At 66.7% G+C, this 25,331-nt stretch carries 19 protein-coding genes; 11 read left to right on the top strand and 8 right to left on the bottom strand.

Features of this window, described 5'->3' with window-relative positions; genetic code table 11:
- Nucleotides 1-2: 2 nt before the first annotated feature.
- Nucleotides 3-2,159 carry a peptidase domain-containing ABC transporter gene (locus ABNQ38_RS06205; RefSeq protein ID WP_377806275.1) on the bottom strand — a complete coding sequence of 719 codons (2,157 nt, stop codon included), beginning with the start codon at nt 2,157-2,159 and terminating at the stop codon, nt 3-5.
- 363 nt (nt 2,160-2,522) lie between these two features.
- Here ABNQ38_RS06205 and ABNQ38_RS06200 point away from each other — a divergent pair, with 363 nt between their 5' ends.
- The 4 genes from ABNQ38_RS06200 to ABNQ38_RS06185 are packed head-to-tail and all read left to right on the top strand — an operon-like array spanning nt 2,523 to nt 7,698.
- Nucleotides 2,523-4,490 carry a tetratricopeptide repeat protein gene (locus ABNQ38_RS06200; RefSeq protein WP_377806274.1) on the top strand — a complete coding sequence of 656 codons (1,968 nt, stop codon included), beginning with the start codon at nt 2,523-2,525 and terminating at the stop codon, nt 4,488-4,490.
- A 38-nt stretch (nt 4,491-4,528) separates the two neighbouring features.
- Nucleotides 4,529-5,500, top strand: coding sequence for a hypothetical protein (locus tag ABNQ38_RS06195; RefSeq protein WP_377806273.1), 972 nt, complete (start codon nt 4,529-4,531; stop codon nt 5,498-5,500).
- On the top strand, nt 5,497-6,561 hold the full coding sequence (locus ABNQ38_RS06190; RefSeq protein WP_377806272.1) for a hypothetical protein: 1,065 nt from the start codon (nt 5,497-5,499) through the stop codon (nt 6,559-6,561). The genes ABNQ38_RS06195 and ABNQ38_RS06190 overlap by 4 nt, the downstream gene beginning before the upstream one ends.
- 21 nt (nt 6,562-6,582) lie before the next feature.
- Nucleotides 6,583-7,698: a hypothetical protein gene (locus ABNQ38_RS06185; protein WP_377806271.1), complete on the top strand. Its 1,116-nt coding sequence runs from the start codon at nt 6,583-6,585 to the stop codon at nt 7,696-7,698.
- 286 nt (nt 7,699-7,984) lie between these two features.
- Here ABNQ38_RS06185 and ABNQ38_RS06180 read toward each other — a convergent pair whose 3' ends face one another.
- Nucleotides 7,985-8,953 (bottom strand): GDP-L-fucose synthase family protein, encoded by a 969-nt coding sequence (locus tag ABNQ38_RS06180; RefSeq protein WP_377806270.1) that lies wholly within the window; start codon nt 8,951-8,953, stop codon nt 7,985-7,987.
- Between the two features lie 174 nt (nt 8,954-9,127).
- Between ABNQ38_RS06180 and ABNQ38_RS06175 the strand changes: the two genes are divergently transcribed.
- The gene (locus ABNQ38_RS06175) at nt 9,128-10,324 is read left to right on the top strand and encodes a glycosyltransferase family 4 protein (RefSeq protein WP_377806269.1); all 1,197 of its coding nucleotides are present in this window, start codon (nt 9,128-9,130) and stop codon (nt 10,322-10,324) included.
- Between the two features lie 35 nt (nt 10,325-10,359).
- A complete protein-coding gene (locus ABNQ38_RS06170; protein WP_377806268.1) occupies nt 10,360-11,028 on the top strand; it encodes a formyltransferase family protein in 669 nt (222 codons plus the stop codon).
- Here ABNQ38_RS06170 and ABNQ38_RS06165 read toward each other — a convergent pair.
- The 3 genes from ABNQ38_RS06165 to ABNQ38_RS06155 form a co-directional block, all read right to left on the bottom strand.
- Nucleotides 11,025-12,857: a tetratricopeptide repeat protein gene (locus ABNQ38_RS06165; protein ID WP_377806267.1), complete on the bottom strand. Its 1,833-nt coding sequence runs from the start codon at nt 12,855-12,857 to the stop codon at nt 11,025-11,027. The genes ABNQ38_RS06170 and ABNQ38_RS06165 overlap by 4 nt on opposite strands.
- 187 nt (nt 12,858-13,044) lie before the next feature.
- The gene (locus tag ABNQ38_RS06160; protein ID WP_377806266.1) at nt 13,045-14,376 is read right to left on the bottom strand and encodes a glycosyltransferase family 10 domain-containing protein; all 1,332 of its coding nucleotides are present in this window, start codon (nt 14,374-14,376) and stop codon (nt 13,045-13,047) included.
- A gap of 159 nt (nt 14,377-14,535) precedes the next feature.
- Nucleotides 14,536-15,741 (bottom strand): RNA-guided endonuclease InsQ/TnpB family protein, encoded by a 1,206-nt coding sequence (locus ABNQ38_RS06155; RefSeq protein WP_377806265.1) that lies wholly within the window; start codon nt 15,739-15,741, stop codon nt 14,536-14,538.
- Between the two features lie 23 nt (nt 15,742-15,764).
- Between ABNQ38_RS06155 and tnpA the strand changes: the two genes are divergently transcribed.
- The 4 genes from tnpA to ABNQ38_RS06135 all read left to right on the top strand — a co-directional run bounded on the left by tnpA (nt 15,765) and on the right by ABNQ38_RS06135 (nt 20,248).
- The gene (gene tnpA, locus ABNQ38_RS06150) at nt 15,765-16,178 is read left to right on the top strand and encodes an IS200/IS605 family transposase (RefSeq protein ID WP_377806264.1); all 414 of its coding nucleotides are present in this window, start codon (nt 15,765-15,767) and stop codon (nt 16,176-16,178) included.
- Nucleotides 16,179-16,395: 217 nt separating this feature from the next.
- The gene (locus tag ABNQ38_RS06145; RefSeq protein ID WP_377806263.1) at nt 16,396-17,529 is read left to right on the top strand and encodes a glycosyltransferase family 4 protein; all 1,134 of its coding nucleotides are present in this window, start codon (nt 16,396-16,398) and stop codon (nt 17,527-17,529) included.
- A 111-nt stretch (nt 17,530-17,640) separates the two neighbouring features.
- A complete protein-coding gene (locus tag ABNQ38_RS06140; protein ID WP_377806262.1) occupies nt 17,641-18,552 on the top strand; it encodes a glycosyltransferase in 912 nt (303 codons plus the stop codon).
- A 79-nt stretch (nt 18,553-18,631) separates the two neighbouring features.
- Nucleotides 18,632-20,248 (top strand): hypothetical protein, encoded by a 1,617-nt coding sequence (locus ABNQ38_RS06135; protein WP_377806261.1) that lies wholly within the window; start codon nt 18,632-18,634, stop codon nt 20,246-20,248.
- 46 nt (nt 20,249-20,294) lie between these two features.
- Here ABNQ38_RS06135 and ABNQ38_RS06130 read toward each other — a convergent pair whose 3' ends face one another.
- Genes ABNQ38_RS06130 through ABNQ38_RS06120 form a run of 3 tightly spaced genes read right to left on the bottom strand, consistent with a single transcriptional unit; the run spans nt 20,295 to nt 23,956 of the window.
- On the bottom strand, nt 20,295-21,215 hold the full coding sequence (locus tag ABNQ38_RS06130) for a class I SAM-dependent methyltransferase (RefSeq protein WP_377806260.1): 921 nt from the start codon (nt 21,213-21,215) through the stop codon (nt 20,295-20,297).
- Entirely contained in the window at nt 21,208-21,966 is a 759-nt protein-coding gene (locus ABNQ38_RS06125) for a class I SAM-dependent methyltransferase (protein WP_377806259.1), read from the bottom strand. Before ABNQ38_RS06125 ends, ABNQ38_RS06130 begins: the two co-directional genes overlap by 8 nt.
- A 55-nt stretch (nt 21,967-22,021) precedes the next feature.
- A complete protein-coding gene (locus ABNQ38_RS06120; protein WP_377806258.1) occupies nt 22,022-23,956 on the bottom strand; it encodes a tetratricopeptide repeat protein in 1,935 nt (644 codons plus the stop codon).
- A 311-nt stretch (nt 23,957-24,267) separates the two neighbouring features.
- On the opposite strand from ABNQ38_RS06120, the gene gmd reads away from it, so the two are divergent.
- Nucleotides 24,268-25,323: a GDP-mannose 4,6-dehydratase gene (gene gmd / locus ABNQ38_RS06115; RefSeq protein WP_377806257.1), complete on the top strand. Its 1,056-nt coding sequence runs from the start codon at nt 24,268-24,270 to the stop codon at nt 25,321-25,323.
- Nucleotides 25,324-25,331: the final 8 nt, after the last annotated feature.

Below are 25,331 nucleotides of genomic sequence, written 5' to 3'. Positions count from 1 at the left end.
TCCTAGATGTGCCGGTTCTGCTGGTGCCAGAGATGCTGATAGATGTCGCAGCGTTCCAGCAGTTCGTCATGCCGTCCGCTGTCCACCACCTTGCCGCGGTCCATCACCAGGATGGTGTCGGACGGCACCAGCGACGACAGACGGTGCGAGATGATGATCATGGTGCGGCCGCGGGCGATGTTCATCAGGTTGGCCTGGACGATCGCCTCGCTCTCGGCGTCGAGCGCCGAGGTCGCTTCGTCCATGATCAGGATCTTCGGGTTGGTCAGGAGCGCGCGGGCGATGGCCAGACGCTGGCGCTGACCGCCGGACAGGTTGGACGAGCCTTCCTCCAGCATGGTGTCGAGGCCCTTGGGCAGCCGCTCGACGAACTCGTCGGCGCCGGCCAAGTGGATCACCTTCAGGATTTCCTCGGTCGTCGCCCCCGGCTTGGCGGCGGAGACGTTCTCGCGGATGGTGCCGGTGAACAGGAAATTGTCCTGCAGCACCACGCCAATCGAGGCGCGCAGGTGATCGAGGTCGTATTCGCGCAAGTCCCGGCCGTCGATGCGGATCAGGCCTTCCTGCGCCCGGTGCAGTCCCTGCAGCAGCCGGGTCACGGTGGTCTTGCCCGAGCCGGAGCGACCCATCACGCCGAGGATGGTGCCCTCGGACGCGGCGAAGGACACCCCGTCAAGCGCCGGCTGCGAGGACGGCGAGTAGCGGAAGCGGACCTCCTGGAACTCCACCGTGCCGCGGAGCGGCGTGCGCAGGCCGCGGCCGGTGCGGCCCTCCTCCGGTGCGTGGTTCATGATCGTGCCGAGCATCTGGATCGAGATCGACACCTCCTGGAACTGCTGCACCAGCTGGGCCATCTGCATCAATGGCTGGGTGACGCGGCCAGCCAGCATGTAGAAGGCGATGAGCGCGCCCATCATCATGTCGCCGTTCAGCGCCAGATAGGTGCCCAAGCCCAGGAGGCAGGCCATCATCAGCTGATTCAGCGGCTGCGCGATCGTCTGGCCGATGATCATGATGCGGCCGACGTCGAAGCGCTGTTCGGCGGCACGGGCGACGCGGTGGTCCCATTCCAGCTTCTGACGGCCATCGAGCGCCAGCGACTTCACCGTGCGCATGCCGTGGATGTTCTCAATCAGGAAGGATTGCTGGCGCACCTCGGCCTGATAGAGGTCCTTCATCCGGCCTTTGATCAGCGGGATCATGATGCCGATGTTGATCGCCATCAGCAGCGAGAATGCCAGCACCAGGAAGGTCAGCGGCACGCTGTACATGAACATGATCGGCAGGAAGATGATCAGCGACACCGTGTCGATCAGCGTCATGAAGAGCTGGCCGGTCAGGAAGTTGCGGATGCGCTCCGCCTGCTGGGCATTCTTGACGATCTCGCCCGACGACACCCGCTCGAAATAATGCATCGGCAAGCCGACGAGCTTGTTGAAGACCTGAACGTTCATCTTCGCGTCGATCTTCTTCGTCGCGTAGAGCATCAGGTACTGGCGCAGGTAGGAGAAGGCCGCCTCGAACAGGATGACGCCGACCATGCCGATCATCAGCACGCCGAGCGTGCCCATGCTGCGGTGGACCAGCACGCGGTCGACCACCAGCTGGAAGAAGATCGGTACAGCGAGCGCGAACATGCTCATCAGGAGGGCGGCGATGCCGATGTCGCGGAAGATGCGCTTGTGGCGCAGGATCTCCACCAGGAACCATTTCAACCCGAAGCGCTGCTCGGCGTCGGTCAGGCCGTAGTCGCGCTTCAACAGCACCACCTCGCCGGCCCAGGCCTGGCTGAGGCGGATGCGGTCGACCGGCAGGATCAGCTCCTGGCCGGCCAGCGGGTCCTGCAGGATGGCGACGTCGGTGTCACCCTGCTTGCCGAAGCCGACCACCACCATCGAGTTGCCGTTGCGCAGGCGCAAGATGGCGGGGAAGGCGTCCTGGAGCTTGCCCAGATCGTCCCAGTCCAGCGTCGTCGCCTCAGCCTTCAGGCCGATCGACTTGGCGACGCGCAGCAGGCGCGCGGTGTCCAATTCCTCGTTGCCGATGACGTTGCTGTGCTGAAGCCGCTCGGCTGAGACGTCGAGGCCACGCTGACGCGCGACGACAGCCAGGGAATGCAGCCCGGTGTGGGCGCAGGGGACTTCCGCAGCAAGGGTCATGGGAACCGCCGTAAAGGATAAGGAATGCGTCGCGAAAGCAAGGTCTTCATACCGTTCGGTCACCCGGTCTCGATCGACCATGCGCTCCTGGGGCCGGGGGCGCGACGAAGCGCGTAGAGCCCGCCACTTGCGGACGATTTGTACCCACGCGATTCCGTTGAGATAGCAGAAGTGGCCCAACAGCGGCAAGCCATCTGTCCCAGGATGCATCCGCCATCCATCATATATCCCAACCCTCTGTGGCCGCTGCGGCACATCCGTCCGGAGACGAGATGCCGCTTGCGGACAGCATACAGTCGTTGCTATCGACCGGTGGCACGGTTCTTGTGCCGACAAAGACTTGAAAGCCAAGCGGTCAGCCCGATGAAAAAGCCTTCACGCAAGCAGGCCAAGGCCAAACGCCCGGCCAGTCCGGCCCTCTCCCCGCGGAGCGCAGCCCCGGCTGCCGCTGCGGCGGGGGGGGCGGCGGCGGACGCCGGCTTCGGCCGGGCGCTGATCCTGCACCGGGAAGGCCGGACGGCCGAAGCGGAGGCCGGCTACCGCGCCGTGCTCGCCGCCGATCCGGGCCACACCAACGCCAACAACAACCTCGCCATCATCCTGCGCGCCCGCGGCGACTGGGAGGAGGCGCTGGGCTGCTACCGCCGGGCGCTCGCCCGCAACGCGGCCGATCCCTTCGTGCACAGCAACCATGGCTGCCTGTTGCAGGACATGGGCCGAAGCGCCGAAGCGGAGGAGGCGCTGCGCACCGCCGTCCAACTGAAGCCCGACTATGCCGAGGCCCATTTCAACCTCGCCAACATCCTGCGCAATCGCGGCGACCGCGAGGGCGCACGGGCCGCTTACGGCGAGGCGCTGCGCCTGAAGCCGGACATGGCCTCGGCGCTGTGCAACCTGGGCGACCTACACAAGGGAGCGGTTGAACTCACACGCGCGGTCGAGTGCTTCGTCGCTGCCCTGAAGGCGGACCCGAAATCAGCCGAGGCCTGGAACAACCTGGGCGAAACGTTGAAGGAGATGGGCCGCATCGAGGAGGCGATCACCGTCTTCCAGAAGGGGCTGGAGGCGCATCCCACCCATGCCCTGATGCATTCCAACCTGCTGCTGGCCCTGCACTACACCCCGGCCGTTCCGCCCGAGACCATCTTCAAGGCCCATGTCGGGTGGGCGCAACGCCATGCCGATCCGCTGCTGCCCGCCGGCAAGCGCCACGCCAATCCGCGCGATCCCGACCGCCGCCTGCGCGTCGGCTATGTCTCGCCCGATTTCTGCGCCCATTCGGTGGCCTTTTTCGCCGAACCGCTGATCCGCGAGCATGATCGCGGGCGGTTCGAGGTGTTCTGCTACCATGCCGCCGCACGCTCCGACGTGGTCACCGAACGGCTGAAGGGGCTGGTCGACGGCTGGCGGTCCCTGGTCGGGGTGGACGATGCCCGCGCCGCGGCGCTGATCGAGCAGGACGGTATCGACATCCTGGTCGACCTGACAGGCCACACCGCCAACAACCGGCTGACCCTGTTCGCCCGCAAGCCGGCGCCGGTGCAGGCGACGTGGCTGGGCTATCCCGACACCACCGGCATGCGCGCCATCGACTGGCGCTTCAGCGACGCTATCGCCGAACCGCCGGGCGAGGCCGACCGGCTGAGCGCCGAGCGCATCGTCCGGCTGCCCAACGGCTTCCACAGCTACCGCCCGCCGGTCGACGTCGCCCCGCCGGCCGAGCCGCCGTTCCGCACCAACGGCCATGTCACCTTCGGCTCCTTCAACAACACCTCCAAGGTGACGGGGGAGGTGGTGCGCGTCTGGTCGGAGATCCTGAAGCAGGTGCCGGGCTCCCGCCTGATCATCAAGAGCGCCCAGATGGGCGACGAGGAGACGCGCCGGCGCTATCTGAACACCTTCGTCCAGTGCGGGATCGACGCCAGCCGGATCGAGCTGCTGGCCCGCATCGACGCCGCCGACGGGCACCTGCGCGCCTACGACCGCATCGACATCGGGCTCGATCCCTTCCCCTACAACGGCACCACCACCACCTGCGAGGCCTTGTGGATGGGCGTGCCGGTGGTGACGTGGACGGGCGCCACCCATGTTGCCCGCGTCGGCGCCAGCCTGCTGACCCATTGCGGGTTGAGCGAGCTGATCGCCTCCGACGAGGCGGGCTACATCGCCACCGCGGTGGCGCTTGCCGGCGACCCCGACCGCTTGGACCGGCTGCGCCGGACCATGCGCGACCGGCTGAACGCCGCCCCGCTGACCAACTACAAGGGCTTCGCCCGTGGGATCGAGGCGGCCTACCGCGCCATGTGGCAGGACTGGGTGGCCAAAGGGTGAGAAGCGGAAAGGCAGCGGACGGGAAGTCGGGAGACAGGGTGGGGACGGCCGATGCCGATACCGCCGCCGCCGGCTTGGCTCTGCCGGACGACGATGGCCGGCTGATCCTGGTGAAGGAGCTGCACGGGCATTCCGGCTGCCGTCTGCTGCTGCTGCGTGAGCGCGATTGCGACACCCATCGGGTGCGCAAGATCTCCGGCTCCGCCGGCTACGACACCCGGCTGCGCGACCAGCGGCACAAGCAAGGCGAGATGGCGGCATTGGGCCTGCCCTGCCCGGCGGTGCTGACGGAGGGGCTGCTGGAGAGCGGCGAGCTGGCCGGACGCTATTGCTTCGATATGGAGTATGTGCGGGGCCAGAGTCTGGGGGACGTGCTGGAGCATGGCGACACCGCCTTGTTCGACGTGGTTGCCCGTTCGCTTGCCGCCACCTTGCGCGGACTGGCAGCGACCGCGTCCGGCTGCTTGCCCGCCGGCCTGTTCCTGGACAAGATTGCCGCCATCGCCGCCGCCGTCCCGCCCTGCCTGGAGGGCGGCACCGACCTGGGTGGGAGGCGGGAAGCGATCAGCGAGACCGCCGCTCGCCTCGCCGCCCATGACTGGAGCGGCATCCCCGCGTCCAAGGGGCATGGCGACATGACGGTGGAGAATGTGCTGCGGCGTTCGGACGGCAGCCTCTGCTTCATCGATTTTCTTGACGGGCCGCTGAACTCCTGCTGGCTCGACGTCGCCAAGCTGCACCAGGACCTGCACGGCCACTGGTTCCTGCGCACCTTGCCGGACGACCAACGCTCGGGCCCGCGTGGCCGCAGCCTGCGCATTGCCGCCGCCAAGCTGGCCGCATTGCTGCACGGCCACACCCATCCTTTTTGGCCCGATCTGCGTGAACGGTTGCCGGTGCTGACCCAGTTCCAGCTTTTCCGTATTGTCCCCTACTGCCGGTCGGACGAGGTCCTCGCCTTCGTACTCCGGCGCATCCGAGACATCGACAAGGACGCGACCTTCCCATGAGCGGATACACCATCCTCCTCCCGGCCGCCGGACGGTCAAGCCGTTATCCCAACATGCGGCCGAAATGGATGCTGTCGACGCCCGACGGCGCGCTGATGTTGCGCCGGGCGCTGGACTCGCTGGAGGGCATCGCCCGCCACCGGGTGGTCGTCGGCATTTTGCGCGAGCATGAGGAGCGATATGCCGCCACCGCCGGGATCCACCGGGCGCTGGGCGAGGATGTGGAGATCGTCGTCTTTGATGAGGTGACACGCGGTCCGGCCGAAACCGCTTACGAGATGATCCGGCGCGCCGGGGTCGACGGGCCCGTCATCATCAAGGATTCCGACAGCTGGTTCTCGCTGCCAGCTGCCCCGGAGGGCAGCAACTTCGTCTGCATGGCCGATCTGCGGCACAACCCTGGCGTCACCAACGTCGCCGGCAAAAGCTTCGTCTCCCTGAATGAACAGGGCATCGTCGTCAACATCTGGGAGAAATCAGTCGAATCCAATTTCATCAGTGTTGGCGGCTATGTCTGGAACTCGGCCAAGCAATATTGCGACATCTTCGAACTGTTGATGCACAACGACCGCAACAGTGAGATCTTCATTTCACATCTGATCTCTCAGGCGGTTCTGGACGGCTCGGTTTTCTTGGGCGTGGAGGTGGAGGGGCTGGTCGATGCCGGCACCTTGCGCGAATGGACCGACCTCCAGCGGCGCATGCGCACCTTCTTCCTCGACTTTGACGGGGTCGTCGTCAAGAACAAGGGGCAGTATTTCCCGCCCTATTGGACCGACCCCGACGAGCCGATCGCCGAGAACGTAGACTCCCTGCGCCGCCTCCAGTCTGAAGGGGCCCAGTTCGTCTTCGTGACCGCCCGCCCGGAAGAGCTGCGTGCCAAGGTCGAGGCGGTGCTGCGCGAAGCCGGATTGTCCTGGCATGCGCTGGTGATGGGCTGCCACCACGGCCCGCGGGTGCTGGTCAACGACTTCGCCCCGTCCAACCCCTACCCGTCCGCCGAGGCGGTGAACATCCCTCGCAATGTCGGGCGGCTGTCCGACTTCATCACCGGAGCCTGACGCGCGGACCAGAGGAGCAGGATGAGCGCACTTCACATTGCCTTCTGCGGGCAAATCCGCACGCCGCAGCTGTTCGAGCTGTCGCTGCGCCAAGTCGTCGGCCTCATCGAGCGCGGTCAGGTCGCAGGCGCAACAATCGCCACGTGGCCCAGCGAGATCGAGGCCCACGCATCGCTGTTCGAGCGGTTCCAGCATCCGGGCATCCAGGTGGTCGGGGTGAACCCGCCGTCCGGCGTGACGGTGCCGCACAGCTATTTCCACCAGATGACGCTGCTATACGGCGCCCTGCGGGTCCTGCCCACTGACGCGCTGGTGTTGAAGATCCGGCCGGACGTCCTGTTCGATCTGGACGCCCTGCCGGCGCTCGCCCAACGCCTGATGGACGCGCCGCCCCCCTCCCGCGATCCCTTCATCTTTGAACGCCGGGTCTGGGTGCCGCAGTTCGAGGCGACCTCCCCCTTTTGCGTGAACGACTTGCTGTTCCTGGCGACCCGCCATGACGCCATGCAGCTCTGCAACTTCGACATGTCGTTCGAGCTGAACAACTTCTTCCTGGACCGGCCGGACCAGCGCCTGCCCCACGTCCCATCCTCTGCCGAAATCCGGCGCTACTGCTACCCGTTCTTCCGCCACTTCCCCCTGCTGGAAGACTATGGCGATGTCCTGCACTTGACCTATGGCGGGCAGCCGAACCGCGCCAGCGTTATCCGCTACAACGTGTTCAGCGATGTATACTGGCAATATATGGCGCTCTATTTCTGGGTCTTGCAAAATTACTTCCTGATCGGACGCCCCCATTATACCGGCAAGGCCATGCTGGTCCGCGAAGAGGTCACATCCGGCCAAAGTTTCGCTGTTTCCGGTGTCGACCATTATGCCAACACGGTTGATCCCACGGTCTTCCGCGACAATTACATGCACCGGTGCGACGGACTCGGGCTGCTCTACTGCGGAACCCAGGAATGGACCGACGCGATCTTCTCCGGGACGATGGCCGATCCATCGGCTCGCACCTTGATCCTGGATCGGGTCGAGGCGGCGCGGACGTTCAGCCCGTCCCCTCAACAGCGGGAGCAGTTCTACCGCTATCGCGCCGGTCTGATCGCCGCAGCTGGGCTGGAGGCGGCGCTGAGCTGACGGAAAACGCTGCTTTAACCATGAACGACACAACCGGCATGAATGGGCGGCTCGCAGGCCGGGCTGCGCGGCCTGATGGACGAGTTCGGCTATGCCACCGTCCTGCTGAACCACGACGGATCGCTGCCCAAGCTGATCCCGGCCAGCACCGCAATCCGCGCCGGCCATTTCCCTAACCTGCTCCTCCGGTCAGCCGGCCGACGTGGCCGCCGGCTGGCCGGAGGAGCAGGTCCAGGTCCCGCTGCCCTGAAGCCAGCGTCCCTGAAATCTGCTGGCCCGATCCCGATTAGAGACCGCGCAGCTCCCCGCGGTCGACGGCTTCCAGGAACCAGCGGTAGGTGGCGGCGAAGCCCTCGCGCAAGGACGTGGGGGCGGTCCAGCCCATCTCAGTCATCCGGCTGACGTCCATCAGCTTGCGCGGGCTGCCGTCCGGTTTGGAGGTGTCGTACCGGAACGCGCCCTCATAGCCGACGACGTCGCGGATCAGCTCGGCCAGCTCGCGGATCGACAGCTCGATCCCGGTGCCGACATTGACGTGCGGCTCGTCCGAATACTGCTGGGCCAGGAAGACCAGACCGTCGGCCAGATCGTCGACGAACAGGAACTCGCGCTTGGGCGCTCCCGTCCCCCACAGCTCGACGAAGGGCAGCCCCTCGACCTTGGCACGGTGGATCTTGGCCAACAGGGCTGCGGCGACATGCCCCCCCTGCAGGTCGAAATTGTCGTTCAGGCCATAGAGGTTGGTCGGCATCGCCGAGATGAAGTCGCAGCCATACTGGCGCCGGTAGGCCTGGCACATCTTGATGCCGGCGATCTTGGCGATGGCGTACCACTCGTTGGTCGGCTCCAGCGCGCCGGTCAGCAGGGCGTCCTCGCGCATCGGCTGCTCGGCCAGCCGGGGATAGATGCAAGACGACCCTAAGAAGACCAGCTTCTTCACGCCCGTCCGGTAGGCGCCGTGGATGATGTTGGTTTCGATCGCCAGATTGTCGTAGAGGAACTCCGCCGGCCGGGTGGAGTTGGCGAGGATGCCGCCGACGGTGGCGGCGGTGACGAAGACCACATCCGGCTTCGCCTCGGCCATCCAGTCCTCGACTTGCTCCTGGCGGCGCAGGTCGACGCGGTCGCGGCCGACGGTGAGCAGGTCGCAGGGTTCGCGCTCCAGACGGCGGACGATGGCGGCTCCCGCCATGCCGCGATGCCCGGCCACCCAGACCCGTTTGCCCTCCAGGGAGAAAAGCGATTCCGTCCGCACCCTTGCGCCCCATGCCGCTATGAAAAGCTGCCGCTGTCGTAGCACCGGGCAGGCTGGGAATCCAGCCCGCTCCGCCCGACTTGACAAGCGCCGGCCCGGCGCGGGATCGTCCGCCCGCTCGTCGGGCCGCCGCCCGGCAGCAGCCGATAGGGACCGCCGGTGCGGGCGGCCAGAATGAAGGTTCTCATTATGATTCCGAACTTGGCTTTCACCTGGCAGCTCACGGAGGTCCACGGCTGGGGACTGGTGGGTGTCCACACCGCCCTCTACCTCGCCGACGTCGGACGGCCGCCGCTGCTGCTGGAAAAGCCGCTGATGGGCACCCTGCGCCCGGAGAACCGCGCGACGCTGCAGCCGCTGGAGGCGCCCTACCATCAGGTCGCCGCCATGGCCGACAACGCCAAGGGCCACATGCTGCTGCTGAAGGAGTTCGATGTCCTGCACGCGCTGGGCAACGGCTTCACCGCCGGCGGCCCGTCGATGCGCTTCCGCGGCCGGCGCAACATCGGCGTCATCGCCTATGAAGAAACCCGCTTCACGCCCGAGGTGATGGCCCGCGCCCGGCAGTACGACCGCATCGTTGTGCATTCCACCTACAACAAGCAGCTTCTGGAAATCTGGGGCTTCGACAATGTCGGCCTCGCCTTCCAAGGCATCGATCCGACCGAGATGGTGGAGGCGAGCCCAAGCGGCCGCTTCGGCGACCGCTTCGTCGTCTTTTCCGGCGGCAAGCTGGAGTTCCGCAAGGGCCAGGACATCGTGTTGGCCGCCTTCCGGCGTTTCCGTCAGCGCCATCCCGACGCGCTGCTGGTCACCGCCTGGCAGAACGCCTGGCCGGAGGTCGGCATGACCATGGCGGAATCGCCGCTGGCGCCGAGGCCGCCCCGGGTCCTGCCCAACAACATGATCGACGTGAAAAGCTGGGCGATGGAGAACGGCGCCGATGAGGAGGGCTTCCTCGATCTGGGCTTCCTCGGCCGCCACCAGATCGCCGGCATCCTGGCCGACTGCCACGCCGCCCTCTTTCCCAACCGCTGCGAGGGGGCGACCAACCTCGTCGCCATGGAGGCGATGGCCTGCGGCGTGCCGGTGGTGCTGTCCAACAACACCGGCCATCGCGACCTGCTGAAGAGCAAGACCCAGGGCGACGACCTGTGCCTGACGCTGGACCATCAGGTCCCCGTCGCCGACCGTGACGGCAGCCGCTTCGGCTGGGGCGAATCCTCGGTCGATGAGCTGGTGGAGGCGCTGGAGCGGCTCTACGCCGACCGGGCCGCCGCCAAGGCGCGCGCCGCCCGCGCCAAGGCCTTCATTCGCACCGAGCGCACCTGGCGCGCCTTCGCCGAGGCGTTCGTCGACGCCACGCAGTAAGGGGGGGCGGGATTTTTGAAGGAGGGAGTCCGGCTATGCCCGCCACCCTGATCCTGCTGTGCCAGCCGGACGATGCACGCCATCTCGCCGCCATCCTCGCCGGCGCCAACCCTGACCTGACCGTGGTGACGGCGGCCGACCGGCCCCAGCTGGAAGCCGCGATGGCGGCATGCGGGCAGGTCGACCGCCTCGTCGCCTTCCGGACCAACTGTGTGGTGCCGGCCGAGCTGCTCCGGCGGGTGTCGGGTCCGTCCTACAATTTCCACCCCGCCCCGCCCGCCTATCCCGGCCGCTACCCTGTCGCCTTTGCGCTTTATGACGGGGCGACGCAGTATGGGGTCACCGCCCACGAGATGGTGGAGCGGGTGGATGCCGGCCCGATCGTCGGTGCGCTCGGCTTCGCTCTGCCCGCCGATCCCGACCCGGTCTGGCTGATCGACCAAGCCCATACGGCGTTGGTCCAGCTGTTCGTAATGCTGGCGCCGCAACTGGCGGCGACCGACCGGCCGCTGCCCCGCACGGAGCTTGCCTGGGACCACAGCCGCCGCTGCACGGCAAAGGCGCTCGATGCGCTGCGCACCCTGCCGCCGGACATTGGTGCGCAGGAGTTGGAGCGCCGCATCCGGGCCCTGCGCGGCGTCGGGCAGGAAGGGCTCCGCCCCAGCGTCGTCCTGCACGGCCGCCGCTTCGTGCTTGAAGATTAGCGCCCCACCCCATCCAGCGCATCGAGCAGACGGCGGGCGGCGGCGTCCCAGGTGAAGCTGTCCGTCAAATGGCGGCTCGCGTCGCGTCGCTCGCCCTCGGGGTCGCGGATGACGCGGGCCAGGATGTCGGCCGCGGCATCCTCGTCCGGGTGCCACCAGTCCAGCCCGTGGAAGGGTGGGTAATAGTCGGTGCTGTAGGGCATCAACGCCGGACCGGTGGTGCAGGGGATCAGGTGGGCGACGCGGTCGTTCAGATAAGCGGTGTAGGCGCTGTGCCGGGGCGCGATCAGCCCGGCCCCCAGGCAGCCTGCGCGGGTGATCGGCAGGTCCCACCCCTCGCCGTGCGACAGGCTGAGATAGTGGGTCGCCATGGCATAGATGCCGGCGATCGCCGCCTCGTCGTAGCGGTCGGTCAGCAGGGCGACCGGCGCGGCGTCCTCCAGCCGGCGGCCGGTGGCCTGGATGCATTGGTCAACCAGACGGCGGGCCTCGCCGGAGAGCGCCGACCCGCCCTTGCCCACCTTCAGAATCAGGATGGCGTCGTCGTCGGGGCGGGTGGCGCGCAGCCAGACCCGCAGCAGCCCGTCGAGATTCTTGCGGGCGACAAAATCGGAAATGTTGAGGACCCGCACCCGGTAATCCATCACGCTTCGTCCGCGCGGACCGGCGACAGCAAACGGCAACGCCGACGCATCGGCCGGATGGGGAGCGATGCCGGGCGGGCAGACGCGGATGCGGTCCTCCGGATGGCCGGCGGCGATCCAGGCCAGCCGCGAGGAGTCGGTCGGCACGACGACCAGCTCATGGTCCCGGTTGCAGGCGGCCCAGGCATCTGGGATGCGCGGTCCCTCGAACATGGTGTAGTTGACTGTCGGCAGGCCGGGGATCGGCTCCACCAGCGGCGGGGTCAGCACGCTGAGCGCCAGCCGCGCCCGCACCGGATCGCCGAGGCGCCGGGTCGCCGCCTGTAGGATTGGGTCGGTGAAGGCCGGGCGCCAGCTGTCCTCGCCCAACAGCCCGGCCAGCCGCAGGGTCGTCCCGTATTCCATCAGGCTGCGCACAAAATGCTGGGCGAAGTCGCCGTAGCCCGACAGCACGGAGAAAGGAGCCCGGACCAGCAGCCCGTCGGGCGTGTGGGGCCGATGGGCGTCGGCGGCGACCCGGCGGTAGAGCCGGGCGCGGGCCAGCATGACCTCGGGCTGCCCGATCGTCGGTTTGCCCCCGGAGGGGCTGTGCGCCGCTGCCAGCAGGGTCTCTTCCGTCAGATCCGGGCGGCCGAGCGACAGCCAGGCTGCAGCCAGATGGTTGCGGGCATCGGCATGGTCAGGGGTCCGTGCCACCACCGGCGCCAGCACCTCGACCGCCCGAGCATAGGCGGAGTGCGACAGCAGGGTCACCGCCAGCGGGACCTGCCGGTCGGGGTCCGTCGGGCACAGCCGGGCGGCATGGTCCATATGGCGCGTGGCCGCGACGTAGTCACCGAACCCGTGCAGGAGGGCGCCGAGCCGGCCCTGCACCTCTGCGTCGCCGGGCATCAGCAGGCAGGCGATGCGCAGATGGCCGGTGGCCTCCCGCTGGGCTCCGCGCGCCAGCAACACCACCGCCAGATTGACGTGACCTTGCGCGAACGGCGGATGATGGTCCAGCAGCCGGCGCAGCACCTGCTCCGCCTCGTCCAGCCGGTCGGTCTGGAACAGGACAGCGCCTGCCAGGCTCAGGGCGTCGCAGTCGGCGGGATTGTCGCGCAGAACCTGCCAGGCCAGAGACAGCGCCTCGTCCCGGCGCCCGGCCTTGTACAGTTCGATGGCGCGGTCGGTAACATGTCCCATGACGTGGCCTTGAGCGGGAAAAAAGAAGGGGAAAGAGGCGCTTGGGCGAAGAAAACGGCGCCTTGCTCGGCTCCCGGCCCTTTTCGGCGGCATAGCACAGGCCAATTTGCTCGGTCAATCGAGCCCAGCTGGCCTGCTCCGGACCGGCCTGGGTCCGGTCACCTTGGTTCCACGGCGATTGGAACCCTCAGCGGCCTTTCCGGAAGGAGACCTCGGGATGCAGGGTCACCTGACGCCAAGTGGTTCCCGTTGCATCGGCACAGATCTCGGCCAGGCGGTTGAACATGTTGTGGCCGTTCAAAACGGCGGCACGCTGCCGCGCCAGCAGGGCTGACACGTCGGTGTCCCGGTGCTTTTCCATGAAGTCCATGATCCGCCGGTATGTGGCGTCCGGATCTTGAATGTCGATCTGGCAGAAGGTCGAGGGATCGAAGGCCTCTTTGACCTTGGTGAACCCGTGATAGATCGGGATCGACCAGCCGAGATAGGCGTCGGAAAGCTTCTCCGTCCAGTAATGGTTGCTCTGGTAATTCTCCATGCACAGGTGAAATTTGTAGGGGGCGATCGCCGCCCATTTGGTGGCGACCTCGCAATGGCCCCGGCCGTACAGATGAAGCGTGTCGCCCATCAGGGCCTTCAGCCGCCGCAGGAACTCCGCCCGGACGACATGCCCCTCGGTGAGCGTCTTGTCCGACACGATGGCGGAGACGGCGAAGGCCTTGTCCAGCCCGGTTACGCCGGACAGCAGGTCATAGTCGATGGGTCCCGATCCGGACCACGCCTCCGCATTGGACAGCCCGATGTGCCAGGGCAGCGGAACCTGGGACAGCAGGACACGGGGATGGACCAGGTCCTCATGGGAGGTGACGACCAGATCGAACTGGTCCAGGTAGCCGCGGCTGTAGCGGGAGAGGGACGGCGGTTCCCCGGTTGCCAGGACGAGGTTCCCCTGCCGGCAGGTCACCGTCCTCGGCCCGTCCAGATCCTCGTAGACCACCACCCAGTCCGACCGTCCTTCCTGCTGGTTGGCGACGAACTGGTGGTTCCCCCAGCGCCCGGTGCCGCCGGGCGTCTGGCGCAGCCAGGGCTGGTCCCACCATTTGTACAGCAGGTTGACGGTGATCGGAGCGGACGGCGTCCCCTTCGGCTCCGCCCGGACGCGCAGGGGCGCGTTCAGAATGCGCTGCCGGCTGTCGATGTCGGCCAGTTCGCTCAGGGCTTCCTCATCGCCGGGCAGAAGGCGGGCAATCTCGCCATAGCAGTCCTTCGCCTCGTCGAGCCGGTTGAGGCGCTTGAACAGCGCCCCGACAAAGCGCAGCAGCACGGGTTGGCCAGGAAGAAGAGCCATCGCCCGGCGGGCAAGGCGAAGCGCCTGCCCGTCCCGCCTGACGCCTTCCAGCCCCTGGGCCAGGATGAACCACTGGTTGGCATCGGCCGGATCGACGGACAGGCGGTGGACGCACTGCCGCAGCAGGGTCTCGAACTGACCCGGGGCGGTGAACTGAAGGCGCTGACGCATCGATCGGCCTGACGTTTGCGGAGGGTGTCGCCCCCGACCGTCACGGCGGAGGGTTGAGGATGAGAGGGGGCCAATCTCGGACAGTCCGCCCGCCTTTTCAACATGAAGCGCCGCTGACATCCTCTCCGCCCTGAAGGGCGGAGGTTCCGGTGAGCTGCATCATGCGGCCCTCCGGCTGGTTCCTGCTTCATCGGGCCGCTTGGTGCGGTGCCCCTCCACAGGCTTCAACGCGCCGTCCGCGCGCCGTAGAATATTGGTCGCCGCGTTGGTGTCGGCGTTGGCCCTGTGGCCACAACGCACGCACACGAAGACGGCTTGGCTCGTCCGGTTGGCCGCATCGACATGGCCGCAACAGGCGCAGGTCTGGCTGGTGTAGGCGGCAGGCACCTCGACCAGCCTGCCGCCGCGATCGGCCAACTTGTAGGCCAGCATGGTGCGGAACAAGCCCCATCCCTGATCGAGAATGGCCCGGTTCAGTCCCGCCTTCTGCCGGACCCGGCGGCCCGGCTCCGCGACCGTGCCCTTCGCCGACGCAGACAGGCTCCGCACCGGCAACGCCTCCACAACGACCACACCGTGGTTCTTGGCGATGATCGTGCTGTGCTTGTGGAGAAAGTCCTTGCGGGCGTTCGCCACCCGCATCTGAATGCGCGCGATCCGGCGCACCGCCTTGCGGCGGTTGGCCGATCCGTGCTTCTTCCGCGCCAAGGCCCGCTGAGCCTTGCGTAGCGCCCGCAGCGCCTTTTGGCCGTGGTTGACCGGGGCGATGCCGGTGCCGTCGCTGAGCGCGGCGAACACCGCCACGCCGAGGTCGATCCCGACCGCTGGCAGGGCGGATGGGACGGGTTCGGCAACCTCGCGTTCGCACTGCACGGCGGCGAACCAGTGCCCGGCACGGCGCGATACCGTGATGTTGCGAATATCGCCCGGCAGTGCCATCCAGCCGCGCAGGCGGACCCAACCCAGCTTGGGGAGCTTCACGCGGCCCGACGAGGTGCCGGTGCGCTCAACCAGCAGTGAGACAGGATCGGGAAAGCGGAAGCTGTCGTTCAGCCCCTTCCGGCGCGGGGTAGGTGCCTTGGCCCGGCCGGCCCACCAGTTCTGATAAGCCCGCTCAAGATCGCGCAACGCCTGTTGCAGAGTGTGGACCGGCACCGCCTTCAGCCACTCCACCTCGGCCCGCAACAGCGTGACCTCGCGGCATTGGCTGGCGAAATTGAACGTCCGGCCGGGGCGATACCAATCCCGGCGCTGCTCCAGCGCGAGGTTGTAGACGAACCGGCACGCCCCCGCGATCTGTGCCATTTGAGCGGCTTGCTCAGGCGTCGGGTAGAGGCGGAACAGGACGGCCTTGCGGTCGATCATGAGCGGCAGCATAACATTGGCCTATGACAGATGAAAGTGACTTCAGGCGCGGTCGCCATTGTGTTTTTGCCATGCACGTTCACTTGGTCTTCGTAACCAAGTACCGCCGCCGCGTGTTCACCAAAGCCGTGCTCGACGAGGCCCGCACCATTTTCGCGTCGGTGTGCGCCGACTTCGGCGCTGAACTCATCGAGATGGATGGTGAGGACGACCATGTGCACCTCCTCGTGAACTACCCGCCAAAAGTGGCGGTCTCGACGCTGGTGAACAGCCTCAAAGGCGTGTCCAGCCGCCGCCTGCGCCAGAACCATCCGGCCTTGGTTCACCGCTACTGGAAGGGCGTCCTGTGGTCGCCCAGCTACTTCGCTTCGTCTTGCGGCGGGGCCCCGATCAGCATCATCCGCCAGTACATCGAGCAACAGCGCACTCCCGGCTGAACCTGACGTCGGCGCGGACGCGCATCTGCGCCTATCTCCGGCCTGAACGCCGGAGCTTGCGGCGGTGAACTCCGGGTCATGGCGCGCCCGTCATGCGCCCCCTCATGCGGTGGATGCAGACGCTATGAAACCGGCGGGCAGGCGGCCTATAACTCCTGGACCGGCCCTCGGCCCCCCTTGCAGCCCGTCGCCCTTTCGAAATAAGGCATTTCGACCCATGAAGCTCCTCCTCATCGACTCCCGCGTGACGAAGGCGAGCGATGCCTACAGCGAAACGGAAGGCATGGGCGGGATCGCCTCGTCGCTGATCTATTTGTCCGACTGCCTCGCCGCCGAGGGGCACGAGGTCGTGCTCGCCATCTCCAGCGACCCGGATACACGCCGCAGCGGAGTCAAAATCGTCGATTGCACCAAGGTGACCGCTGGCGACCTGACCGGAACCGACGCGATCATCGTCAGCAACAACGCCGACAACGTGACCGCGGTGAAGCGGTTTCTCCCCTCCGTGCCGACCTTCCTGTGGGTTCATATCCAGCACGACGTGTGGTTCCACGACCTGAAGTGCCTGGCCCATTATCTGGACACCGACCATGCGCGTTCCGCCGACGGCATCGTGTTCGTCAGCGAATGGCAAAAGCGGGTCTTCCTGGAGACGTTCAAGGACACCATCCCGGCGGAGCGGTGCCATGTGATCCGCAATGCCTGCAATCCCTTTGTTGTGCGGCAGCGTGACGACGAGGCGGCGCTGTTCGAGACCAAACGGGCGGCACTGGAGGTGGCCTACGTCTCGGCGCCGACCCGCGGGCTGGAGACGCTGCTGAAGCTGTGGCCGGCGGTGCGGGCCGAATGCCCGGCCGTGACGCTGGCCATCTATTCCGGCCAGTCGATCTATGGCATCGCCCAGGCGGACGACCCCTTCCACCGCCTGCTCAGCGGCACGGCCATGGAGGGCGTTGACTATCGCGGCCCGCTGTCTCATGCCCGTTTGACCGAGCGGCTGCTGGACACCGCAATCGTCGCCTACCCCACCGCCTTTGAGGAAACCTCGGGCATCGCCCCCATCGAGGCACTTGCCGCCGGCTGCAGCCTCGTCTGCACGGACCGCGGCGCGCTTCCGGAAAGCACGGCTGGCTTCGCCACCATGGTCCCCTACGGCAAGGGGGACAACAGCTTCGAAGCGGCCTTCACCGCCGCCCTGATCGCCAAGATCAAGCAGTGGCGCGACGGTGACGGCACGGAACTCAAGACCTCGCTCCGGCGTCAGCGCCAAGCCTTCATTGCCAGTTATCGTTGGGAAAACAGAGCGTTGGAGTGGCTGTCAATGATCACCCTTTACCAGCCTGGGCGCTGACGGAGAACCCAACCTGGGGATCCCGACAGCTGGTCACAACCGGGTCGCCGCGCGGCGGGGGGGTCATGCAAACCGCCCCAAAGCGGCCCGTGCTGAAGAGAGTACAGCTTCATGACACCTGATATGAACCCATTGATCGTCACAGGATCCGATCAGCAGTATTTTGAGGTTCTGTGGAGCTTTCTGAAATCACTTAAATATTTTGAGAAAACTCGCCAAATCGACTGTGTTGTAGTCGATGCCGGACTCTCATTGGAGCAAAAGGAAAAACTGGAAAATATTGGGGTGAAATCCGCAGAAGTTGGATGGGGATTCTCATTCATGAACATTTTCAATCTTGAAAAATTGCCGCAACATATGAAATGCTTAACGGCACGTCCTTTCCTACCCACAATGTTCCCCGGTTACAGCCATTACATGTGGATGGATGCCGACACCTGGATACAGTCGGACAGGGTGGCCCTCACCTTCTTGACGGCGGCAGAGCATGCTGACGTGGCGATCGTACCGGAACTTCACCACACGTTCGAGTATCTCTACCGTCCGAACGACGCGGCCCGTGCCAGCCATCGCTATATTTATCAGTCCTGCTACGGCAAAGAGACCGGTGAAATCCTGAGCATGCTCCCCGTTCATAATGCAGGCGTCTTTGCGGCCCGCGCTGAAAGCCCACTGTGGAGTGAATGGAGCCGAGAAATGGGTGACGCCATGACACGTGCCCGCTTTGTGAACTGCGACCAAGCCTCCTTGAATTTCCTAATCTACAATCAAAAACTTACGGCTGCGCGTCTTCCAGCGGAGTTCAACTGGGTGTGCAGTTCGCAGCTCCCACATTGGGATCGCGAGGAGGGTGTCTTCGTCTCGCCAGGAGCCCTGCCTCAACGTATCGAGGTGATGCATGTCACGGGAGCTGCACTGTCGCAGAAGTGGCACGACATCGGCTGTCGTCAGGGTGGAACCATCCAACGCAGCTTGCTGTCCCCCTTCCCTCAGGTGGTTTTGGAAAAGCGGGTGGCAGACTGACTGACGGTGATTGCATTCGGACCTCGGCGTTCCCCATAAAAGCCGCACCTCTTTCCGTGCCCCTGCGAGTTCCAGCCCCATGTCCGTTGCGCAGCAGATCCTCATCCGCGCCGTCGGTGCGCACCAGAGCGACAGGGTGGAGGAGGCCCGGCGGCTTTACCGTCTCCTGCTCAGCGTCGACCCGGCCCACCCCGACGGCCTTCATCTGCTGGGGCTGGTCGAGAAACGGCTGAACCGGACGGACTGCGCGATCCCCCTGATGCGGCGGTCTCTGCATGTAGAGCCGTACCTGCAGGGCGCCCGGCACAACCTGCGCCGCACCTTGCAAGCCGGCGATGACCATGTCGGCAGCCAAAGGCTGCTTCGGCAGTTGGTGATGCTGGACCCGGCCGACGCAGAGGCGCTGTGCGCGCTGGGCATCTCATTGATGCGCCAAGGCCAGGCGGGCAAGGCGCTGATGCCGTTGCGCAGCGCCACCACGCTGCGACCGGACCACCAGGACGCCCGTATCCTGCTGAGCGAAGCGCTGGTAAACACCTCCTCCCAGGCGGCTGATTTGAACGAGGCGCTGAGCCAAGCCCGCTATGCGCTGATGCTCCATCCTGACCATGGGGTGGCCAATCTGCAGATGGCGCTGGTCCTTGAGGAATTGGCGCGGGCGACAGAGGCCCTGACCTTTGCCCGTCGCGCCCTCCGGGTGCAGCCCGAGATCAGCGATGCCCGCCACATCGCCGGCGTCAACCGGATGCGGCTCGGCGACTTTGTTGGCGGCATGGCCGATATGGAAGCGCGCAAGAACAACATCTGGTTCCGCACCGAGGCCAGCCCGATTCCCGTTTGGGACGGCCGCCCGCTGCCCGACGACGCGGTGATCCTGGTCGGCGAAGGCGGCTGGGGCGACATGATCCAGTTCGTCCGCTTCGTCCCGCAGGTCGCCCGCATCTGCGGGGAGGTCGCCGTGATCTGCCCGCCGCCGATCCGCCGCCTGCTGTCGAGCGTCTCCACCCCCGGCAACGTCGTCTTCAACCCGGAAAGGCTTCCCGCCGCCCGCGGCCGGGCGATGTTCCTCAGCCTGCCCCATCTTCTGGGATCGACAGCCGACAGCGTGCCGAATCGCCCCTATCTGTCGGCCGAGCCGGACCGGGTGCGGCGCTGGACGGAGCGGTTGGCCGGATTGCAGGGCTTGCGGGTCGGCATCTGCTGGACCAACGGTGACGAGCACCGGGGCGCCGACCTCAAGCGGTCGATCCCCATGGACCTCATACGCCCGCTGGCCGCGATCCCCGGTCTCCGGCTGGTGGATCTGCACAAGCAGGACAACCCGGCCAAACGCCTGTCCGACGCCGACGCCGCCCTCTTCCACCAGCTGGGACCGGACACCGATGCCGGACCGGACGCCTTTGTCGAAAAGGCCGCAGCAATGCAGACCCTGGACCTGGTGGTCGCCATTGACAGCGCCGTCCTGCATGTCGCCGGTGCCCTGGGCGTTCCGGCCTGGATGCCTGTTCCCTACCGGATGGACTGGCGCTGGATGAATGATGCTGAGACGAGCATCTGGTATCCCTCGCTGCGGATTTACCGTCAGGAGCGCCAGTGGGACTGGTCCGGTCCGATGGCCCGCATCGCCCGCGACCTGACCCGCGCCGCGGCGGCGAAGGCGGACGGCCGATCCCCGAATCTGCTGCCGGCGGGGTAAGGGGCCGGGGGGATGGCGCGGTGAGCGGGACGGCTGCCCGCCCCGCTCACCGCTTGCGCGCCGCGAAGATGATCGGGGTTTCCCAGTGCAGGCGCCGCGCCAGCCAGATCGCCGGCTCCAGCAGGCCAGAGCGGTGGACAAAGGTGACGATGCGCTTGGCAACCGACAGAGCCGCCCAGTCGCCGAAGCCCAGCGTGCGCAGGCGCTGCTCGAAGACGCTCCAGCCCCAATCCAGCACCTCCAGCCTGCCGGGATGGCGGCCGAGCCAGCGCTCGAACCAGGGGCGGTCGATCAGGTTGAGGGTGTCGACGTAAGCCGGGTCGCGGCCGAACAGCCGAACATAGAGCTTGGCCAGCCCGGCCGACATCCCCGGCAGCCACAGGATGCCGTAATGCCCCTCCCACCAGGAGCCGTAGTTGGGCACGACGACCAGCAGCAGCCCGCCCGGCTTCAGCACGCGCAAGGCCTCGTCCAGCACCGCCGCCGGGTCGCCGACATGCTCCAGCACGTTGGAGGAATAGACGATGTCGAAACTGGCGTCCGGGAAGGGGATCGCCTCGCCGGTGGCGTCCTGCACCGCGTCGGCCGGCAGGCCGTAATGGTCGATCAGCCGGCGACAAACGTCCAGCGTGGAGCTGTATTCGCCCATGCTGGGTTCGATGCCGTGGATATCCAGCCCATGGGCGGTGCGCCCGCGCACCACGGTCATGCCGCAGCCGGACCCGACCTCCAGGATGCGGGCCCTGTCGGCATCGACGCCGGCGGCCGCGGCGGCGCGCCGCAGCTCCGCCACCTGTTCGTCGGCGCGCGCCTCCGACAGCATGTCGCGGACGACGTCGGCGACCGGCACGCGGGTGACGCCGCCGATGAAACCGCTGTCGATGTAGCCGCGGGACAACAGCCGGCCCAGCTCCTCCCGGTCGGGAGGAGCCGTCCCGTCCTGCCGCCCCGCCGCCGCCTCAGGCATTCTTCGTCGCCCGGATCACGAAGATCGTGGCGCTTTTCATCCGGCCCAGACGGTCCTGGATGCAGTCCGCCTTGAAGCCGTTGCGCTCGAACAGCGCCACGATCTCCTCGATCGAATAGAAGGTCTTGTAGGGCGGATAGTACCAGTCCTCGACCTGGGCCTGGATCGACACGTTGTCGGCGCGGCGGTTGATCTCCTGCCCCTTCAGCGCGCAGGCGACCTTGGTCAGGCCGGTGAAGAAGCCGCCGACCAGCTTGCGCCGGTAGGGCGTGTCCATGTAGGCGCGGCAGAAATGGCGCACGCCCTCATGCACCGGCGACAGCCAGGTCTTCAGGTAGAGGCCGAGATAGACGGTGCCGCCCGGCTTGGTGACGGCCATCAGGTTGCGCATCACCTTCATCGGGTCGGGCGCCATCATCGCGACACCCCAGCACCAGACCAGATCGAACGGACCGAGGCCGGTGTCCAGTTCCTGAAGGTCCTGGTGGTGGAACTCGATGTTGTCGCGGCCGAAGCGCTGGGCCTGCTGGCGGGCGGTGGCGAGGCTGTCCGACGAGACGTCGACCGACACCACCTGTTCCGCCATTTCCGACAGGATGACCGAGCAGATGCCGTGGCCGCAGCCGGCGTCCAGCGCCCGGCCGACCTGCCGCTCGGTCAGCGTCTCCAGCATGTACTTCTTGGTCTCGTCGTAGATCGGCACGAAACGGGGCCAGAAGTCGTCGTAGAATTCCTTGGTCGCGAGATCCATGGGGCTGCCCTCCCGCCCTTTCGAGGGCGTCGCATTGGTCGTGATGGTGGTGGTCTTAAGGGGTGCTGGCCGAAACCGTCCAGGGGGAATACGCCTTGATCCGCTGCGCCGCGGCATCCGGTTCGACGAACAGGCGGGCGTTGCGGTTCAGCAACGCCGCCAGCTGGCTGTAGCCGCTCTGGGCGCTGACGCCCAGGACGTCGGCGTTCATCAGCACATGGAAGTCCTGCAGGAACTCCAGCCCTGTCCACGGCTCCACCGCTCCGTCCGTCGCCAGATCGGTGAGGGAGACGGGCGCGAACTCCGCGAAGTCGGCGATGGTCGCCGGGTCATCGGTGGCGATGTAGAGCACCGGCCGGTCCAGTGTCGGCCACAACGCCCTCAGCCAGTCGACGTACCAGGAGGTTTCGGTGATGGTGTAGCGGAACCAGACGAAGTCGCCGCGACGGATGTGCAGGGCAACCACCGTGTTGCCGCGGGCCTTCAACGCCTGCATCACCGGATCGACATGGCCCAGCCATTCGGGCCGTGGTCGCAGCCAGGATTGCACCCGCTCGCGCCACACCTCACGGTACTCGAACAGGAACAGCGGTGAGAGGATGTCGACGTCCGCCCTGGGGTCGTCGCGCCGCCCGGTCACCAAGTCGTTCAGGATGCGCCGGCCGAAATGCATCGGCTTCAGCCCGCCCGAGGGCTTGGGATCGTCGAGGTCGAAGTAATGGCCGCCGACCCAATCCGGCGTCTCCAGCCGGTAGCCGAATGTCTCGGCATAGAGCCGCAGCAGCACATATTCCAGCACATTGTGGGCGAAGCGGCCATGGGTCGCCAGCGTGGACGAACAGATGCGCGGCTGGGACGGATCGGGGTTGGCCGGACGGTCCAGCCGCAAGCCCCGCCGGGCCAGGGACTGCTGCAGCCCGGCGATCGACTTCACGGTGAAGAAACGGCTGCCATGGCCGTGCACGCCGGCCAGCACCTCCACCGCGCGGTCGACCTCGCCGGCGGCCAGCCAATTCTCGGCGACGGCAGTCAGGCATTCAATGCGAAAGGCGTTGCGATCGGCGGCATGGGGATAGCGGTAGGCGGCGAAGAAGCGCCGGGCCTCCTCATACCGCCCCTGGCGCGCCAGCAGAGCCGACAACATGTCGATGGCACCGGGCACGTCGCTGCCCGAACTGGTCAGCGCCAGCCGCAGCACCTGCTCCGCCTCGTGGTCACGGCCAAGGCCGGTCAGCACGTCGGCCAGACGGGTCAATGCGAGGGGGAGGCCGGCACGCGCCGCACCGACGTAACTGTCGATCGCCGCATCGGCCAATCCTGCGGCGTGCTGGGCATTGCCCTGATTGTAGAGAGCGCTCCCCTGCCCCGGCTGGACCAGCAGCGCCCGGCGGAAGCAGGTCAGGGCCTCGTCGAGCCGGCCGATCTCGACCAGCAGATTGCCCAGATTCATGTGGGCGCCGGCAAAGCCCGGATTGAGGGCGAGCGCCTTTCGCTGGCTTGCCTGCGCCTCCTCCACCGCCCCGTCCTGGCGCAGGGCGATGCCGAGGTCGTGATAGCTTTCGGACCGGTACGGGTTCAGCCGCAGCACGCGGCGGTACGCCACGGCGGCCGTCGCCCAGTCGCGCGGCCCGCCACGCCCGCCCAGCAGGGAGGCAAGCGCCAGATGCGCCCCTTCCAGCGATGGATCGAACTGGATCGCCCGGCGGTACGCGGCGGCGGCGGCATCGACCTGGCCGAGTTCGGACAGGGTGCTGCCGAGGTTGCAGGCGGCGTCCGCCATCTCCGGCGCGATGGCGAGAGCGGCACGGATCAGCTCCAGCGCCTTGTCCCGCCGGCCCTGGCGCCGCTCGATCAGCCCCAGCAGATGCAGGGCATGAGCATTGCGGGAGTCGACCTCCAGAATGCGCAGATAAACCGCGCGCGCCTCGTCCAGGCGGTCGGCACGCTGAAGCCCAACGGCGATCTGCAATGCTTCGGCAACGGTAGCCATGACGATCCGTGCTGTTCGGCCCCCGGCCCCGGCCCCGCGGTCGCCCCCAACCGGGGCCGCCGGGGATGGCCGGCCCGTTCGGCGCGCACCCTATCGTTCTGCGCTGGGCGCTTCAACTCCGTTCGTGCCGCGCTCCGGCCTCTCCCTTGTCCTGCCGCCATAGTCTCACAGTCTTAACCCAGGACCCGATGTCGCGGCCGGGGGGCACCCGTGCCTTCTCTGGGACCAGGACGCAACGCCCCTTGCCTTGCCCGGATCCTTTGAGGATAGTGCCCGAATCATCAACGCCGTACAGATCAAGGGTCGGTCCTTTGCGCAAAGTTGCCCTCATCACCGGCGCCACCGGCCAGGATGGCGCGTATCTTGCCGAGCTTCTGCTGGGGAAGGGCTATATCGTCCACGGCATCAAGCGCCGGTCATCGTCCTTCAACACAGGCCGCGTGGAGCATCTCTACCGCGACCCGCATGAGGAGGACGTCAGCTTCTTCATGCATTACGGCGACCTGACCGACAGCACCAACCTGATCCGCCTGGTCCAGCAGGTGCAGCCGACCGAGATCTACAATCTGGCGGCCCAGAGCCACGTGCATGTGAGCTTCGAGACGCCGGAATACACCGCCAACGCCGACGGCATCGGCACGCTGCGCCTCTTGGAGGCGATCCGCATCTTGGGGCTGGAGAAGACCACACGCTTCTACCAGGCCTCGACCTCCGAGCTCTACGGCAAGGTGCAGGAGACGCCCCAGCGCGAGACCACGCCCTTCTACCCGCGCAGCCCCTATGCGGCCGCCAAGCTCTATGCCTACTGGATCACGGTGAACTACCGCGAGGCCTACGGGATGCACGCCAGCAACGGCATCCTGTTCAACCATGAAGGCCCGACCCGCGGCGAGACCTTCGTCACCCGCAAGATCACCCGGGCGGTGGCCAGCATCGATGCCGGCAAACAGGACTGCCTCTATCTCGGCAACCTGGACGCCAAGCGCGACTGGGGCCATGCGCGCGACTATGTCGAGGGCATGTGGCGCATCCTGCAGCAGGATGAGGCCGACGATTACGTGCTGGCCACCGGCGAGACGCACAGCGTGCGCGAGTTCGTCGAACTGGCCTTCGGCCATGTCGGCCGCGGCATCGAGTGGCGCGGCGAGGGCGTCGAGGAGGAAGGCCTCTGCCAGAAGACCGGCAAGGTGGTGGTGCGCATCGACCCGCGCTATTTCCGCCCGACGGAAGTCGACCTGCTGCTGGGCGACCCCTCCAAGGCGCGGGAAAAGCTGGGCTGGACCCACACCACCGCTTTCCGCGATCTGGTCCGGGAGATGGTCGAGTCCGACATGCGCCTTCTCGCCGACGGCGACGATCACCGCTGACACCCCCC

The organism is Azospirillum sp. A29 (assembly GCF_042604625.1).
Taxonomy (GTDB): domain Bacteria; phylum Pseudomonadota; class Alphaproteobacteria; order Azospirillales; family Azospirillaceae; genus Azospirillum; species Azospirillum palustre.
The sequence above is the reverse complement of the archived record's forward strand: the minus strand, read 5'-3'. Positions and strand labels throughout refer to the sequence as shown.